The organism is Ramlibacter sp. MAHUQ-53, assembly GCF_052600055.1.
This window is the reverse complement of record NZ_JBQWTS010000014.1, coordinates 56647-72223: the sequence shown is the minus strand read 5'-3', so window position 1 is coordinate 72223 and position 15577 is coordinate 56647. Positions and strand designations below refer to the sequence as shown.

Here is a 15577-nt window from a genome sequence, read left to right as displayed (position 1 = left end):
CTGACCCGCGCGGCTCAAGAAGCCGCCCCGCTGGCCGAAATCGGGGCTGTGAGGCGCGGCAATCCCGCAGCGCCAGGCAGCAGGAAGAGCCCTACCCATGTTCGTCGTCGCCGGTTATGTCGTCGTCATCGCCTGCGTCTTTGGCGGCTATGCCCTCGCAGGCGGCCATTTCGCCGTGATCCTCAAGGCGGCGCCGGTGGAGATGTTCATCATCGGCGGCGCGGCCCTGGGCGCCTTCCTCTGCAGCAACAGCGCCAAGACCATCAAGGCCACCATGGCCTTCCTGCCGCAGCTGCTCAAGGGCTCCAAGTACAGCAAGGCCCGCTACATGGAGCTGATGGCGCTGCTCTATGAGGTGCTGACCAAGGCCCGCAAGGAGGGCCTGATGTCGATCGAGGGCGACGTGGAGAACCCTGCCGAGAGCGCGCTGTTCGCCAAGTACCCCCTGATCCAGTCGGACCACCACCTGATGGAGTTCATCACCGACTACCTGCGCATGATGGTCTCGGGCAACCTCAACGCGCACGAGCTCGAGAACCTGATGGACAACGAGATCGAGACCCACCACCACGAGGCCCTGGTGCCCGCCGGCGCCATCCAGGCGGTGGGCGACGGCCTGCCGGCCTTCGGCATCGTCGCCGCGGTGCTCGGCGTCGTGAAGACCATGGCCTCGGTGGGCGCGGCCCCCGCGGTGCTGGGCCAGATGATCGCCGGCGCCCTGGTGGGCACCTTCCTGGGCATCCTGCTGGCCTATGGCTTCGTCAGCCCCCTGGCGCACCTGGCGCAGCAGAAGGCCGACGAGAGCACCAAGGAGCTGCAGTGCGTGAAGGCCACGCTCCTGGCCAGCGTGCAGGGCTACGCGCCGGTCGTGGCGCTGGAGTTCGGCCGCAAGGTCCTGTATTCCACCGAGCGCCCGGGCTTCATCGAGCTCGAGGGCCACGTCAAGGGCCGCAAGGCCTGAACGGGGAGGCACCATGGCCACCGCCAGCGGCAAGCTCCAGCCGATCATCATCAAGCGCGTGAAGAAGGGCGGCCATGCGGCCCACCACGGCGGCGCCTGGAAGATCGCCTACGCCGACTTCGTCACGGCCATGATGGCCTTCTTCCTCCTGATGTGGCTGCTGGGCTCCACCGCCCAGGGCGAGCTCCAGGGCATCGCGCAGTATTTCCAGAGCCCGCTCAAGGTGGCCCTCACCGGCGGCTCCGGCGCGGGCGACAGCTCCAGCATCCTCAAGGGCGGCGGGCCCGACCTGCAGCGCACCAATGGCAACATCCGCCGCGGCGAGATCGAGGCCGAGAAGCGCAGCTTCAGCCTGCAGGCCCTGCGCGCCGAGATCGCCGCCGAGGACGAACTGCGCGCCCGCGAGATCCGCTTGCGCATCGAGCAGGCGGTGGATGCGAAGCCGGCGCTCAAGGCGCTGAAGCAGCAGCTTCGCATGGAGGTGGTCTCCGACGGCCTGCGCGTGCAGATCGTCGACGAGCAGGGCCGCGCCATGTTCAACAGCGGCAGCGCCCGGGTGAACGACCACATGCGCGAGCTGCTTCGCAGCCTGGGCGAGGTGCTGAACGCGGCCAGCGGCCGGGTGGTGCTCTCGGGCCACACCGATGCGTCCGCCTACAGCGGCGGCGAGCGGGGCTACTCGAACTGGGAGCTCTCGGCCGACCGCGCCAACGCCTCGCGCCGCGAGCTGGTGGCCGGCGGCCTGGGCGAGGACCGGATGGTGCGCGTCATGGGCATGGGCTCCTCGGTGCCCTTCACCCTGGACGACCCGCTGGCGCCGATGAACCGCCGCATCTCCATCCTGGTGCTGGGCCGCCTCGGCCAGGAGCGCTGGGCCAAGGGCCACGACACCCCGATTTCCGAGGCGCAGGCGCTCGAGCAGATGCTGGCCCGCAAGGAGGCCGCCGCGCCCGTGCCCGCGCCCGCCACCCCCGCCACCCCCATCCCCACCCCTGGAGCCAGACCATGACCTCCCCGGCCGACCTCAAGTTCCTGATCGTCGACGACTTCTCCACCATGCGCCGCATCGTGCGCAACCTGCTCAAGGAAGCGGGCTTCCCCAACGCCGACGAGGCGGAGGACGGCGTCGCGGCCCTGCAGAAGCTGCGCTCCTCGCCCTTCAACTTCGTGGTGAGCGACATCAACATGCCGAACATGAACGGCTTCGAGCTGCTCACGCAGGTGCGCGCCGACGCCGCCCTCAAGCACCTGCCGGTGCTGATGATCACCGCCGAGGCGCGCAAGGAGGACATCGTGATGGCCGCCCAGGGCGGCGCCTCCGGCTACATCGTCAAGCCCTTCACCAAGGCGACGCTGGAGGAGAAGGTCACGAAGATCCTGCAAAAGCATGCCCTGATCGCGTGAGGTGCCCCATGAGCGCAGACGACACCCGCATGCTTCGGGCCCCCGACCCGGCCGGCATGTACCAGCGCCTCGGGGAACTCACGCGGCAGCTGCACGATGCCTTGCAGCAGCTCGGATACGACAAGAAGATCGAGGCCTCGCTGGGCAGCGTGCCCGACGCGCGCAGCCGGCTGTCCTTCATCGCCAAGGTGACGGGGGACGCGGCCGAGAAGGTCCTGAACACGGTGGACACCTCGCAGGCCGACCAGGCGGCGCTGCTGGCGGAGGCCGACCGCATGGAGGCGCTCCTCAAGGGCGACCCGGTGGGCGCGGTGGCGCGCGGCGAGGTGCTGCACTTCATCGAGCAGGTGCGCGAGAACACGCACCGCACCAACGCCCAGCTCACCGACATCATGCTGGCCCAGGACTTCCATGACCTCACCGGCCAGACCGTGCGCAAGGTGGTGGAGATGGCCACCGGGCTGGAGCACTCGCTGCTGCTGCTGCTGATGGAGGGGCAGGGCGCCGCCATGCCGGTGCCCGTGGCGGTGGCCGAAGTGCCGCCGGGCTTCCTCAATGGCCCGGTGACGGACGCCGAGGGCCGCACCGACGTGGTGACGGACCAGGCCGGCGTCGACGCGCTGCTGGACAGCCTGGGGTTCTGAGCGGGGAGGGCTCAGGCCATCTCGAACTGCAGGCGCTCGGTGTCGTGCGTCAGCAGGACCCGGTGCCGCATCACCTTGCAGACCCAGGTCTGCTGGGGTGCGGGCCGGGGCAGGGCCAGGGCGCCCGGGTCGAACACCACCTGGCACAGCCCGCCCTCGCGGCGGGCCGATTCATAGCGGATGGATTGCACCGGCGGCGCATGTGCCCGGGCCGCGGCAGCCAGCGCGTGGCAGCCGGCGTAGTCCGCCGGGTCGCGCCAGGTGGCGCGGTGCCGGCGCCAGGGGGACTGGGTCAGGTCCAGCTCCCGCCCGGTGAAGCGGGCCAGGAAGAAGGTCAGCTCGGACAGCACCTGGCCTTCGCGCAGGCCCTGCGAATCCTCAAGGAACCGCCACCGCCACCAGGCGACCTCGGCGGCCACGGTCTCCCGCTCCTGTGCGCCGTACCAGGCCCCCGGCTCGCCGGGGCGGCGAAAGCGCGAGGGCCACGGGGGCAGGTAGCGGAACGGGGTGGACAGCAGGAAGTGGTGCCGGCCAGCCCCGGGCGGCAGGGGCGGCTTGCTGGATTCCAGCAGCTGCTCCAGCAGGGCCTGCTCGTCGAGGTCGTCCACCAGGCGCAGGGTGGCCACGCGGTGCTGGGCCTCGACCGCCCGCCACAGCTCGCGCCGCGCCGGCGCCGCGTGCCCGAGCCAGGCCTTCGACCAGCCGGCGGCGGTCATGCCACCGCCCGCGCGCCGTCCAGGTAGGCCACCACCCGCGCCAGCCCCTCGACGGTCTGGACCGCCTCGCGGGGCGCCTGGTTGAACGCGTGGTTGAAGCTGTCCATCCAGGCCTCGCGCTGCTGCGCGTCGTTGCCGACCAGGGCGTCGAGCGAGCGGTAGACCCGGATCAGGAGGGCGGCGAGCTCGGCCTCCTTGGTGCCGACCTGCAGCTCCCGGTGGCCATGGGCCAGACGCGAGACCTGCGACTCGCTCAGGCCGATCACGCGGGCCAGGGTCGCGTTGTTCAACCCCAGCAGCCCGGCGGCGCGCAGGGTGGCCTTGGTCAGCACGGCACCGGCCGTGGCACCGGAGGGGCGATGGGCTGCGGGGACGATCACGGCGGGGTCTTGGGGTTTGGTTTCTGAGGCAAGTATGGGTGAAATTAATTGCCATGGCAAAGACCCCGAAACTGCCGCGCAAAGAAGGCCGGATTTCCCCCTCTCTTCTCCACTTAAGTTTTTCCGCGGCTGCGAACAATGACCGTCAACCCCTCGTCATTGCCCCAGCCGCATGTCCGCCTCCGAAACCAGCCGCGAAGACCGCGAACTGCCCGCCACAGAGCGGCGGCTCGAGCAGGCGCGTGAGCGGGGCCAGGTGCCGCGCTCGCGGGACCTGGGCCACCTCGCCGCCGCCGGCGCGCTGCTGGCCCTGCTGACGGCCGCCGCCCCGCTGCTGGCGGACCAGGCCTTGCGCCTGGTCGCCACCGCGCTGCGTTTCGACCGCGCGGCGGCCTTCGAATCCGACGCCCTGGCCCTGCGCCTGGGCACCACCGGCCTGGACAGCCTGCTGTGGGTGCTGCCGGTGCTGGCCCTGATCGCCGCCGTCGCCGTCGCCGCCACCCTGGCGGTGGGCGGCTGGAACGTGTCCACCGAGGCGCTGGAGCCCAAGTTCGAGCGCCTCGACCCGCTGGCCGGCCTGCAGCGCCTGTTCGGCTGGCGCCAGGCCCTGATGCAGCTGCGCCTGGCGGCCGTCGCCGCCATCCTCCTGGGCGCCGCCGGCTGGTGGCTGGCGGGCCATGCGGCCACGCTGGACGCGATCGCCCGCATGCCCCTCGTCGCGGCCCTGGCCACCGGCTTCGGCTGGATCTCCGGCGGCGTCTCGGTGCTGCTGGCGGTGATGGTCGTGTCGGCCGTGGCCGACGTGCCGCTGCAGCTGTTCAAGCACAAGTCCGACCTGAAGATGACCCGCGAGGAAGTGCGCCAGGAGAACAAGGAATCGGAAGGCGACCCGCACGTCAAGGGCGAGCGCCGCCGCCGCCAGCGCCAGATGGCCCGCGGCCGCATGATGGCCGCCGTGCCCACCGCCAGCGTGGTCGTGACCAACCCGACCCACTACGCCGTGGCCCTGCACTACGACGAGGCCACCATGGCCGCCCCGCGCATCGTGGCGCTGGGCGCCGACCACCTGGCCTTCAGGATCCGAGAGATCGCCGCCGCCAACGGCGTGCCCACCCTCGAGGCGCCGCCGCTGGCGCGCGCGCTGTACCGCCATGGCGACCTCGATGCCGAGGTGCCGGTGGCCCTGTACGGCGCGGTGGCCCAGGTGCTCGCCTGGGTGATGCGCCTGCGCGCCGCCCTGCGCCCCCTGCCGGCGCCGACCATCGACGTCCCCCCGGGCCTTGACCCGCTGGAGGCCAAGCCGTGAACGGCCTCGACCTGCGCACCCTGATGCCCGGCGGCCGCGCCCTGGCCGCGCCGCTGCTGATCGTCCTGATCCTGGCGATGATGCTGGTGCCGCTGCCGCCGCTGCTGCTGGACCTGATGTTCTCGTTCAACATCGCGGTCTCGCTGGTGGTGCTGATCGTGGCCAGCTACACCAAGCGCACCCTGGAATTCGCCAGCTTCCCCACCGTGCTGCTGGTCACCACGCTGCTGCGCCTGGCGCTGAACGTGGCCTCCACCCGCGCCGTGCTCCTGAACGGCCACACCGGCACCGGCGCCGCGGGCCAGGTGATCGAATCCTTCGCCCACTTCCTCATCGGCGGCAGCCTGGCGGTGGGCATCGTGGTCTTCGCCATCCTCACGGTCATCAACTTCGTGGTGGTGACCAAGGGCGCCGGCCGCATCGCCGAGGTCTCGGCCCGCTTCGCGCTGGACGCCATGCCCGGCAAGCAGATGGCGATCGACGCCGACATGGCTTCCGGCGCCATCGACGACAAGGAAGCCCGCAAGCGGCGCAACGAGGTCACCCAGGAGGCCGAGTTCTACGGCTCCATGGACGGCGCCTCCAAGTTCGTGCGCGGCGACGCCATCGCCGGCATCCTGATCCTGTTCATCAACATGCTCGGCGGCCTGGCCATCGGCGTGCTGCAGCACGACCTGCCGGTCGCCCAGGCGATGAACAACTACGTGCTGCTCGCCATCGGCGACGGCCTGGTCGCCCAGGTCCCCGCGCTGGTGATCTCGGTGGCCGCCGGCCTGGTGGTCTCCCGCGTGGGCGAGGAGGACATCGGTCGCCAGATCGGCGCGCAGCTGTTCTCCATCCCCCGCGCGCTGGGCCTGACCGGCGCCGTGCTGGGCCTGCTGGGCCTGATCCCCGGCATGCCGCACCTGCCGTTCCTGGCGCTGGCCGGCGTCTGCGGCTGGGGCGCCTGGACGCTCGCGCGCATCGCCGCCCGACCCGCGCCCGCCGCCGAGGCCGCCGCGCCCGCGGCCAACCCGAATGCCGACGCGAGCTGGGACGACGTCGCCCTGGTCGACCCGCTGGGCCTGGAAGTCGGCTACCGCCTGATCGCGCTGGTGGACCGCAACCAGGGCGGCGACCTGCTGGCCCGCATCAAGGGCGTGCGCAAGAAGTTCGCCTCCGAGGTCGGCTTCCTGCCGCCCGCCGTCCACATCCGCGACAACCTGGAGCTGCACCCCTCCGCCTACCGCATCCTCCTCAAGGGCGTGGTCGTGGGCGAGGGCCAGGCCTTCAGCGGCATGTACCTGGCCATCAACCCGGGCCACATCAAGGTGCCCCTGGCCGGCACGGTCACCACCGACCCGGCCTTCGGCCTGGAGGCCACCTGGGTCGAGGCCCGCCTGCGCGAGCAGGCGCAGGCCGCCGGCTACACCGTGGTCGATGCCTCCACCGTCATCGCCACGCACCTCAATCACGTGATGCAGACGCACGCCGCGGCGCTGCTCGGTCGCACCGAGGTGCAGGAGCTCCTGGACCACGCCCGCCGCCACGTGCCCGGCCTGGTCGAGGAGACCGTGCCCAAGGTCATCCCGGTCCCCGTGCTGCAGAAGGTGCTTCGCAACCTGCTGGACGAGTCGATCCACATCCGCGACCTGCGCGGCATCCTCGAGCTGCTGTCCGAGACCGCCGGCGCCGCGCCGGAGCCGGTGTCCCTCACCCGCGAGGTGCGCATCGGCCTGGCCGCCGCCATCGTGCAGCACCTCTACGGCCCGGTGCGCGAGCTCGGCGTGCTGGCCGTGGAGCCGGGGCTGGAGCAGGTGCTGGTGCAGTCGCTCTCGCCCGAGGCCCAGGTGCCGCTCGACCCCGGCATGGGCGAGATGCTCGCCGAGCAGGCCGCCGAGGCCGCCCGCGCCCAGGAGGAGGCCGGCCTGCCCGCCTGCCTGCTGGTGCCTGACCGTATCCGCGCGCCGCTGGCCCGCCTGCTGCGTCGCAAGGCCCCGCGCCTGCACGTGCTGGGCCACTCGGAAATCCCGCGCACCCATTCCATCCAGATCAACCGCGTCATCGGAGTCCAACCATGAACGTCAAGCGATTCGTCGGCAAGAACGCCCGCGAGGCCATGGCCCAGGTGAGGGCCGCCTGGGGCGACGAGGCGGTGGTGCTGTCCAACCGCCCCATCCCCGGCGGCGTCGAGATCCTCGCGCTGCCCGCCAGCGCCGAGATCCCCGCGGCCCCGCCGCGCCGCGAGGCCCGCGCCGCCGCCGCACCCGCGGCTGCGGGCTCGGCCCCGGTGGAGCCCATGAGCACCGTCTCCTTCGAGCGCTTCGTGCGGGAGCGCCAGCGCCAGCAGCTGGCCCAGGAGGCCGCGTCGGCGCCGTCGCCGGCCGACGCCGGTACCGACGCCCCGCTGGCCGTCTCCGCCGGCCGCGTGCCGCCCTCCGAGCCCGCCCGCTTCGCCGCCGGCGAGCTGCGCGAGGCGCTGGGCGAGCAGGGCCTGGCCGACGCCCGCCTGGGCATGCCCGCGGCGCTGCCGTCGCCGGCCGCCGCCCGCGCAGCGGCCTATGCCGAGACCCGCGACCGCAGCGCCGACGCCAGCGAACTCATGATGTCCGAGCTGCGCGCCATGCGCGGCATGATCGCCTCGCAGCTGGCCAGCCTGTCCTGGTTCGACAGCGTGCGCCGCAGCCCGGCGCAGACGCAGTCGCTGCGCCACCTGATCTCCAACGGTTTCTCGCCCGCACTGGCCCGCCACCTGGTGAGCCGCCTGCCCGAGGGCCTGGACGAGGCCCGCGCCGGCCAGTGGCTGTCGCAGGTGCTGGCCAAGAACCTGCGCTGCACGCCCGAGGAGGAGAGCATCGCCGCGCGCGGCGGCGTGTTCGCCCTGGTCGGCCCCACCGGCGTCGGCAAGACCACCACCACCGCCAAGCTGGCCGCCAACTTCGCCATGCGCCACGGCGCGGCCTCGGTGGGCCTGATCACGGTGGACACCTACCGCATGGCCGCCAGCGACCAGCTGCGCGCCTTCGGCCGCATCCTCGGCATCCCGGTGCACACCGCGCGCGATGCCGCCTCGCTGCAGGACCTGCTGGCCCTGTTCGACCGCAAGCAGCTGGTGCTGGTGGACACGGTGGGCCTGGGCCAGCGCGACGAGCGCATGAAGGAGCTGTTCGACGCGCTGCCCGCCGACCGCGTGCAGCGCCTGCTGGTGCTGAACGCCGGCGCCCAGGCCGAGACCCTCGACGAGGTGGTCCGCGCCTACGGCGGCGAGCCCGGCACGCGCTGCGTGTTTTCCAAGCTGGACGAGGCCGTCAAGTGCGGCGCGGTGCTGGACGTGGCGATCCGCCGCAAGCTGCGCGTCGAGGGCGTCGCCAACGGCCAGCGCGTGCCGGAGGACTGGCAGCCCGCCGACGCCGCCCGCCTGGTCGAGCAGGCCCTGGCGCGCCAGCCCGACTCCCTCTTCACCCCCGACGACACCGAGCTGGGCCTGCTGCTCACGGCCCCGCCGATGGCGCCCTCGGGCCCCTGGTCCGCCGACTCCGCGCAGGCCCGCCATGCTTGACCGCGGCAACGACCAGGCTGCCGGCCTGCGCCGCCTCGTCGGCGCCGGCGCGGGGGGCGGCTCGCTGAGCCTGCTGGCCTTCCCGCTGGCGGACGACGCCGCCGAGGCCGGCTGGATCGCCGAGCTCGCCCACGCCCTGCGCGGCCTGGGGGCGCGCCCGGTGGTGATGGATGCCAGCCGCGGCCGCGTGCTGCGCGCCTTCGGGCTGCAGGCCCGCTATGAACTGCTCGACCTGCTGCAGGGCGCCCACGGTTTCGACGCGGTGGCCCCGTCCACCCGCGACGGCATCCACGTGCTGCGGGCCGATCGCGGCGTCGAGGCCTTCGTCGCCTCCGGCGCGCCCTCGGCCGACCTGTTCGGCGGCTTCGCCCGCCTCTCGCACGGCTTCGACGCGCTGATGCTGGCCATGCCCGCCGCCGAACTGGCCTGCCTGGCCAGCCCCGCGCAGGTGGTGCCGGTGGTCGCCCTCGACGCCAGCGACGCCGGCCTGACCCGCGCCTACGCCACGGTCAAGGACCTGGCCAGCCGCTTCGGCTACGCCCGCTTCGCCGCCGTGGTGCATGGCGCCGGCACCGGCGCCGGCGCCGGCGCCCGCGGCGCCCAGGCCCGCCTGGCCACCGTCGCCCGCGGCTTCCTCGGGGTGGAGGTGGCCTTCGCCGGCTGCCTGCCCGCCAGTGGCCCGCGCGCCAGCGCGCTGGCCGAACTCGCGCAACACCTGCTGCACACGGCGGCCACGCCGCTGACCCTGCACTGAACCCGCCCAGACCCGTACCGACCCGCCTCGACAGAAAGAGCCCGCCATGTACAACGCCAAAGGAACCCTGCAGGCCCAGGTCCGCATCGAGGACTACCTGCCCCTGGTGCGCCGCGCCGCCGCGAAGATGATCGGCGGGCTGCCCGCGAACGTCGAGATGGACGACCTGATCCAGGCCGGCATGATGGGCCTGATGGATGCCATGCAGCGCTACGAGGTCGGCCACGGCGCGCAGTTCGAGACCTTCGTGATGCAGCGCGTGCGCGGCGCCATGCTCGACGAGCTGCGCGGCACCGACTGGGTGCCCCGCTCTGTGCGCAAGCACCAGCGCGAGATCGCCGGTGCGGTGCACGCCCTGGAGCACCGCCTGCGGCGCGCCCCCAGCGACGTGGAGATCGCTGCCCACCTGGGCCTGTCGATCGACGACTACCACGCCATGCTCACCGACGTGCGCGGCGCGCAACTGGTCTACACCGACGACTACGAGGCCGACGACGCCGAGACCCACTACCTGGACCGCCACATCGCGCCCGACGACAAGGCCGACCCGGCCTCGCAGCTGTCGGACCGCAAGTTCCGCGAGGCCCTGGTGCGCGCCATCGAGGACCTGCCCGAGCGCGAGCAGTACGTGATGTCCATGTACTACGAGCACGACATGAACCTGCGCGAGATCGCCGCCGTGCTGGGCGTGACCGAATCGCGCGTCTGCCAGCTCCACAGCCAGTCAGTCGCCCGGCTGCGTTCGCGGCTGAAGGACTGGTAAAGCCCGCGCCGCCCGGAACCCGCCGGGCGCTTCCACGACCAAGCTCCCTTTTGTCCGAAGGGGAGAGGCATGCAAGCGAACAGCGGAATCCGCCATGCAGCGGGCGAGTGGGGCGACGCGTGGGCCGGTGAAGGTGCCGGTGACCGTGCCGGCGGGTGGGCCCCCCCGGGGATCCGCGAGCCGGCCGGCATCCCGGGCGATGCGCCGGCCCTGGCGCGCCCGGCCAAGCAGGCCCGCACGCCGCTGACGTCCGCCGGCCCGGCCCGCTTTCTCGGCCGCCACCCGCTGCACGGCGGCGGCCCCTCCGCGGCCAGCCCGCGCCACGGGCTGCCAACCGGCCCGGCCTGGGACCGCGCCGAGCGCAAGGGGGAGGCCGGCCCGCCGGTCGACACCCCGCTCGCGGCCCGCCCCGTGAAGCGCAAGGCCGAGGCGATGGCGCCCGCAGGCGCCGGCCTGATCGCCACCCTGGCGGGCGAGGCCCTCGACCTCCTCCTCGCGGATCACCCGCTGCCGCCCCGCCCCTCGCCTGCGGCGCTGGCGGCCCTGGGCGGCGCCGTGGCCCGCCTGGCCGCCGGCTTCGCGCCGCCGGAATGCCACGAGCTCGCGCGCCAGCTGGTCACGCGCATCGGCGGCGTGCCGATGGACACGGACCGCGCCGCGGCCGTCGTGGGCGGCCTGATGGCGCAAGCCGGGGCGGCCTGCGAGGGGCAGCACGGCGGCACACTCGCGTCCTTCGTGGCCGGCGCGGTGCAGGCCTGGTGCGGCTCGGTCGCCCACCTCACCGTCGACTGCGCGCAGGCGGTGCTGCGTCCCCTGGGCGCCCGCGCCGTGCGGGTCGAGGGCCAGCCGGCCGCGGCCGGCGCGGCCTGCGCCCGCCTGCTCGTCGAAGCCCTGGGCGCGCTGCAGCTCGACACCCATCCCGCCGACCTGCAGCGCGCCGCCATCGCCGCCCTGCTGCCGCCCGACGACGCAGCGCCCCTGGCGGGCGAGCGCCTCAACCTGCCGGCCCTGCAGGCCCTGCTCCGGGCGCTGCCCGGGCCTGGGCGGCGGCTGTCCGCGCCGGCCCTGGACCTGCTGCTGGAGCATGTCCTGCCCGCGGACCCGCCGCGCCCTTTCACCGACCGCACGCGCGATGCGGCGCTTTGCCTCCTGGTCGATGCGGTGGGCAGCGACACAGTGCTGGCCCCGCGGCTGGCCGGCCGCGTCCTCGGCTCGCGCTGGGCGGACGCGGCCACCTGCAACCGCGTCGTCGAGCGGCTGGCGAGCCGCCTGCCGGGGCTCGCGCCCGGGCCGGGCTGGTCCGCCTTCGCCGCGGGCCGCCTGGTGCCCAGCCTCCTGCAGCTCGCACCGCCCAAGGGCGGCGTCATTGGCGTCGCGACCGCGATCGCCGCGGCCCTCGCCGGGCCGCAAGGCCTGCTGATGCCGGCGTCCCAGGCGCGGGCCATGGTGGTCGGCCTGGCGGGCTACTTCCGCTGCTACCAGCCCCCGGGCGCGGTGCAGGACGCCGTGCAGCTGGCCGTGCGCCAGCGGCTGCTGGCGGCGCCCGAGCCCCTGCGGGAGACCCTCCGCCAGGGCCTGGCCCTGGCCGGCGACCCGCAGGCCGGCCCGGTGGCGATCGATGCCCGGGCGATCCGGGACGCCTGGCGCGTCCTGGACCACCGGGACCGGCCGCAGGTGATGGCGGGCCTGTTGCGCCGCGCCGTGGCCGCGCCCCTGCCGGAGGCCGGACTCGGCGCGCTGCTCCGGTCCCTGCTGGCGTGGTCCGTCGACGGCCAGGACCTGCCGCAGGCGGTGCTCGGCGACTGGCTGGACATCCTCATGACCTCCCCGCTTCCCCTGGCCGAGCGCGGCGACCTCGCGGCCCGCCTGCTCGGCGCGGCGGCGCAACGCCCGACCGGCACCTTGCCCTGGCAGTGGCTGGACCGGGCCCGCCCGGCCATCGCGATGGCGATCGCCCACGAAGGGCCCGGCCCGCGCCGCGACGCGCTGACGCAGTCGCTGGTGGCGGCCTATGGGCGGGCAGATCTGGGGGAGGGGGGCGCGCCGGTGCAGGACTGGCTGCGGCGGGAGCTGCGCTTTCTCGCGCGTTCGCAGCAGCTGGGGCTGCTGGCGCAGGACGCCATCGCGCCCGCCCGCGCGACGCTGGACTGGTGGCAGCGCGTGCTGCGGGCGGAGGACGCCTTCGCGGTTCGTTGAGGTGCTGGCGCGCCGTCGGCCACGCCCACGCGTACGCCCGCGGGTGGGCCGTTCAGGCGCGGCCCAGCGAGCGCCCCGAGATGCGCGGCACGCCCAGGCGGCCTGCCGGGGCGTAGGTGCTGCGGCGCTGGGCCTCCTGCATCGCCGGGATGGCCGGCAGGAGCGCCTCCTGCGCCGCCTCCACGTCCCCCAGCCGGCGCTGGGCCAGCGCCAGGTTGGCCGCGGCGAGCTGGCGCAGGGCCTGGAGCTGCTCGGGCGGCGCGGTCATGGAAAAGCGCTGGGCATGCACCAGCGCCGACTGCATCTGGGCGGTGAGCGCGGGCAGGTCGTCGGCCCGGCCCTCGCGCAGGGCGGTGGCCTGGGTCTCCAGCAAGGCCCACAGGCCCGCCAGGCCGAGCGAGGCGGGCGGGAGGGCGGGCCGGGGCTGGGCCGGGACGCGCTGCATGGTCAGTGGGTGCGGGGCCCGCCCACCAGGGCCGAGGCCTCGTAGATCAGGCGGTCGGCGATGGCCTCGGCGTTGACGCTGAAGCGGCCCTCGCGGATCGCCAGGCGGATGGCGTCGACCTTGGCCTGGTCGAAGTCGGCCGAGCCGGCCAGTTCGCTGATCTTCGCGCCGGCGGCCGACAGCGTGGCCCGGTCCTGGGCCGGGGCGGCCACCGAGGCGGTGGCGCGGCTGGCGCCGGTCTCGCGGGCCGTCGTGGCCGAGGTCTCCGCCGCCACCGGCGGCAGGGGGGAGTTCGGTCCGATCTTGAGGGTCATGGGGTGCTCCTGGCGGCCGGGCAATGGCCGTTTCCACCATTTTCGGCAGCGCTTTCGGAAACTGAAGGAAGAAAAAGCACGGTTTTTCCGTGCTTCCTCGGACCGGGGGGCGGGCGGGTCACAGCGCCACCTCCACCACCCGGCCCTCGCGGGCCACGCCCTGGAGGACCTTGCCCAGCTCGGTGCGCACCCGCACCGGCTGGCCCAGGGCGGCGCCGGCCAGGGCCTGGCCCGCGCCGGTGATGGCGAAGCCCGGGCCCTGGATGCGAAGGCGCACCGGGTCGCCGGCCTGCAGGGCCGCCGGCGCGCGGGCCAGCTCGGGGCGCAGGGGCTGGCCGGCGGCCACCGCCCGCACCAGCGCCTTGCCCGCCAGGGCCTGCGGGTCGCGGGCGACGCCGGGGGCCTCGCGCGTGAGCTCCACCTCCTGCACCCGCAGGTCGGCCTCGCCCAGGACGGCGCCGGCCGGCAGGGGCGCCGCGGCCACCACGGCCGGTCCCCAGGCCGCGACCTGGGCCGGCACCAGCACGCTCCAGGCCGCGCCGTCGACGCAGCGCACGCCGAAGGTCACGCGGCCCCAGGCGCGCAGGCCCGGCGGCACGAAGGGCTCGGCGCGGCGGCAGGGCGCCAGCGTGGCGGCCGACTCCACCGGGCCCAGGCCCTGCACCTCATAACGGGTCAGGCCCTCGCGCACCGCGGTGGCGGCCAGCTGCTGCTGCAGCCAGGCGCGCAGCACGCCCTCGTCGAAGGAGACCTGGGCGCGCGCGGGCGCGGCGGCCAGGGCGGACAGGCCGGCGAGGCCGGCCAGGAGCAGGGCGGCGAGGGGGGACGGGGCGCGGCGGGCGCGGCGGGCGGGGCGGCGGTTCATGGGCAGTGACTGTAGGCAGCCGGGGCGCGGCGCTTGCCGCCAAAAGCTGCGCAAACCCGGCCTTTATCGGCGCTTAAGTTTCCGCATGCGGCTCCCACACTTGCCTCCACGCAGAAGACACGGACCCGCCCATGGACCTCTTCACCCGAACCCTCGACCACCAAGGCCGCGCCCTGGAGCTCCTGGCCAAGCGCCAGCAGGTGCTCTCGGCCAACATCGCCAACGCCGACACGCCCGGCTTCAAGGCCCGCGATTTCGATTTCGCCGCGGCGCTGGCCGACGCCCGCGCCGGCCAGGCCGGCCCGGTGGCGGCCGCCACGACCCGCGCCGGCCACCTCGCCCCGCCCGCCCGGGTGGACGAGGCGCAACTCAAGTGGCGCAACCCCGACCAGGCCAGCCTGGACGGCAACACCGTGGACCTGGACCGCGAGCGCGCCAACTTCGCCGACAACGCGGTGCGCTACGAGGCCACGCTGCGCTTCATCAACGGCCACGTGAAAACCATGTTGTCGGCCATCTCCGGCCAATCCTGAAGGGACACGCCGCCATGACCCTCTTCAACGTCTTCGCCATTTCCGGCAGCGCGGTCTCCGCGCAGTCCAAGCGCCTGAACGTGGTCGCCTCCAACCTGGCCAACGCCGACGCGGTGGCCGGCCCCGACGGCAAGGCCTACCAGGCCCGCCAGGTGCATTTCCAGGCCCAGGTGCAGGAGACCGGCGGCCTGCCCGGCGTGCGCGTCTCGGGCATCACCGAGAGCGAGGCGCCCGGCCGCCGCGTGCACGACCCGGCCCACCCGATGGCCGACGCGCAGGGCTACGTGACGCACTCCAACGTGAGCGTGGTCGACGAGATGGTCAACATGATCTCGGCCTCGCGCGCCTACCAGAACAACGTCGAAGTCATGAACACGGCGAAGCAGCTGCTCGCCAAGACCCTGCAGATGGGTCAGTAAAGGAGCGCAGAGATGGCCACCCCCCCGATCACCGGCACCACGGCGGGCACCGCCGCCACGGCATCGCCCGCCGGCAGGTCCTCCACCACCAGCGCCGCCGACCAGCAGGACCGCTTCATGCAGCTGCTGGTGGCGCAGATGAAGAACCAGGACCCGCTGAACCCGATGGACAACGCACAGATGACGAGCCAGATCGCGCAGATCAACACGGTCGCCGGCATCGAGAAGCTGAACACCACCGTCGAATCCCTCGCTGGCCAGTTCGCCAGCCTGCGCGAGCTGATGGCGCAGCGCCTGCCCGAGGCGATCGCTACCGACCCCGCCAACCCCAACACCTGA

The 15577-nt window shown here is 73.7% G+C and carries 18 protein-coding genes; 13 read left to right on the top strand and 5 right to left on the bottom strand.

What is annotated here, in order from left to right:
- Positions 1 to 97: 97 nt before the first annotated feature.
- From motA to ACT80S_RS17780, 4 genes are read left to right on the top strand one after another with little or no spacing between them, the layout of a single operon-like run.
- Complete coding sequence (gene motA, locus ACT80S_RS17795; RefSeq protein WP_377418380.1) at positions 98 to 961, top strand: flagellar motor stator protein MotA; 864 nt, start codon at positions 98 to 100, stop codon at positions 959 to 961.
- A 13-nt stretch (positions 962 to 974) separates the two neighbouring features.
- Complete coding sequence (gene motB, locus ACT80S_RS17790) at positions 975 to 1970, top strand: flagellar motor protein MotB (protein ID WP_377418377.1); 996 nt, start codon at positions 975 to 977, stop codon at positions 1968 to 1970.
- Complete coding sequence (gene cheY / locus ACT80S_RS17785; protein WP_377418374.1) at positions 1967 to 2365, top strand: chemotaxis response regulator CheY; 399 nt, start codon at positions 1967 to 1969, stop codon at positions 2363 to 2365. The genes motB and cheY overlap by 4 nt, the downstream gene beginning before the upstream one ends.
- An 8-nt stretch (positions 2366 to 2373) precedes the next feature.
- Positions 2374 to 3009, top strand: a complete 636-nt coding sequence (locus ACT80S_RS17780) for a protein phosphatase CheZ (RefSeq protein WP_377418372.1) — start codon at positions 2374 to 2376, stop codon at positions 3007 to 3009.
- A gap of 11 nt (positions 3010 to 3020) precedes the next feature.
- On the opposite strand, the gene ACT80S_RS17775 is transcribed toward ACT80S_RS17780, so the two are convergent.
- Together ACT80S_RS17775 and ACT80S_RS17770 are read right to left on the bottom strand one after the other, a co-directional pair.
- Complete coding sequence (locus tag ACT80S_RS17775; RefSeq protein ID WP_377418369.1) at positions 3021 to 3725, bottom strand: RES family NAD+ phosphorylase; 705 nt, start codon at positions 3723 to 3725, stop codon at positions 3021 to 3023.
- Positions 3722 to 4105, bottom strand: a complete 384-nt coding sequence (locus tag ACT80S_RS17770; protein ID WP_377418366.1) for an MbcA/ParS/Xre antitoxin family protein — start codon at positions 4103 to 4105, stop codon at positions 3722 to 3724. Before ACT80S_RS17770 ends, ACT80S_RS17775 begins: the two co-directional genes overlap by 4 nt.
- A 172-nt stretch (positions 4106 to 4277) precedes the next feature.
- Between ACT80S_RS17770 and ACT80S_RS17765 the strand changes: the two genes are divergently transcribed.
- The 6 genes from ACT80S_RS17765 to ACT80S_RS17740 all read left to right on the top strand — a co-directional run bounded on the left by ACT80S_RS17765 (position 4278) and on the right by ACT80S_RS17740 (position 12662).
- Positions 4278 to 5411, top strand: coding sequence for an EscU/YscU/HrcU family type III secretion system export apparatus switch protein (locus tag ACT80S_RS17765; protein WP_377418363.1), 1134 nt, complete (start codon positions 4278 to 4280; stop codon positions 5409 to 5411).
- A 23-nt stretch (positions 5412 to 5434) separates the two neighbouring features.
- The gene (gene flhA / locus ACT80S_RS17760; protein WP_377418427.1) at positions 5435 to 7471 is read left to right on the top strand and encodes a flagellar biosynthesis protein FlhA; all 2037 of its coding nucleotides are present in this window, start codon (positions 5435 to 5437) and stop codon (positions 7469 to 7471) included.
- Positions 7468 to 8949 (top strand): flagellar biosynthesis protein FlhF, encoded by a 1482-nt coding sequence (gene flhF, locus ACT80S_RS17755; protein ID WP_377418360.1) that lies wholly within the window; start codon positions 7468 to 7470, stop codon positions 8947 to 8949. The genes flhA and flhF overlap by 4 nt, the downstream gene beginning before the upstream one ends.
- Positions 8942 to 9703, top strand: a complete 762-nt coding sequence (locus ACT80S_RS17750) for a MinD/ParA family ATP-binding protein (protein ID WP_377418357.1) — start codon at positions 8942 to 8944, stop codon at positions 9701 to 9703. Before flhF ends, ACT80S_RS17750 begins: the two co-directional genes overlap by 8 nt.
- 46 nt (positions 9704 to 9749) lie before the next feature.
- Positions 9750 to 10466 (top strand): RNA polymerase sigma factor FliA, encoded by a 717-nt coding sequence (locus ACT80S_RS17745; RefSeq protein ID WP_377418354.1) that lies wholly within the window; start codon positions 9750 to 9752, stop codon positions 10464 to 10466.
- A gap of 69 nt (positions 10467 to 10535) precedes the next feature.
- Positions 10536 to 12662, top strand: a complete 2127-nt coding sequence (locus ACT80S_RS17740; protein ID WP_377418352.1) for a hypothetical protein — start codon at positions 10536 to 10538, stop codon at positions 12660 to 12662.
- 52 nt (positions 12663 to 12714) lie between these two features.
- Here ACT80S_RS17740 and ACT80S_RS17735 read toward each other — a convergent pair whose 3' ends face one another.
- The 3 genes from ACT80S_RS17735 to flgA form a co-directional block, all read right to left on the bottom strand.
- Positions 12715 to 13107 (bottom strand): hypothetical protein, encoded by a 393-nt coding sequence (locus tag ACT80S_RS17735; protein WP_377418349.1) that lies wholly within the window; start codon positions 13105 to 13107, stop codon positions 12715 to 12717.
- Between the two features lie 2 nt (positions 13108 to 13109).
- Complete coding sequence (gene flgM / locus ACT80S_RS17730; protein ID WP_377418346.1) at positions 13110 to 13421, bottom strand: flagellar biosynthesis anti-sigma factor FlgM; 312 nt, start codon at positions 13419 to 13421, stop codon at positions 13110 to 13112.
- Between the two features lie 118 nt (positions 13422 to 13539).
- A complete protein-coding gene (gene flgA / locus ACT80S_RS17725) occupies positions 13540 to 14286 on the bottom strand; it encodes a flagellar basal body P-ring formation chaperone FlgA (protein WP_377418344.1) in 747 nt (248 codons plus the stop codon).
- A 131-nt stretch (positions 14287 to 14417) separates the two neighbouring features.
- On the opposite strand from flgA, the gene flgB reads away from it, so the two are divergent.
- From flgB to ACT80S_RS17710, 3 genes are read left to right on the top strand one after another with little or no spacing between them, the layout of a single operon-like run.
- Complete coding sequence (gene flgB, locus ACT80S_RS17720; RefSeq protein WP_377418341.1) at positions 14418 to 14819, top strand: flagellar basal body rod protein FlgB; 402 nt, start codon at positions 14418 to 14420, stop codon at positions 14817 to 14819.
- A 14-nt stretch (positions 14820 to 14833) separates the two neighbouring features.
- On the top strand, positions 14834 to 15238 hold the full coding sequence (gene flgC, locus ACT80S_RS17715; RefSeq protein ID WP_377418338.1) for a flagellar basal body rod protein FlgC: 405 nt from the start codon (positions 14834 to 14836) through the stop codon (positions 15236 to 15238).
- A gap of 12 nt (positions 15239 to 15250) precedes the next feature.
- Positions 15251 to 15577 (top strand): flagellar hook capping FlgD N-terminal domain-containing protein, encoded by a 327-nt coding sequence (locus tag ACT80S_RS17710; RefSeq protein WP_377418335.1) that lies wholly within the window; start codon positions 15251 to 15253, stop codon positions 15575 to 15577.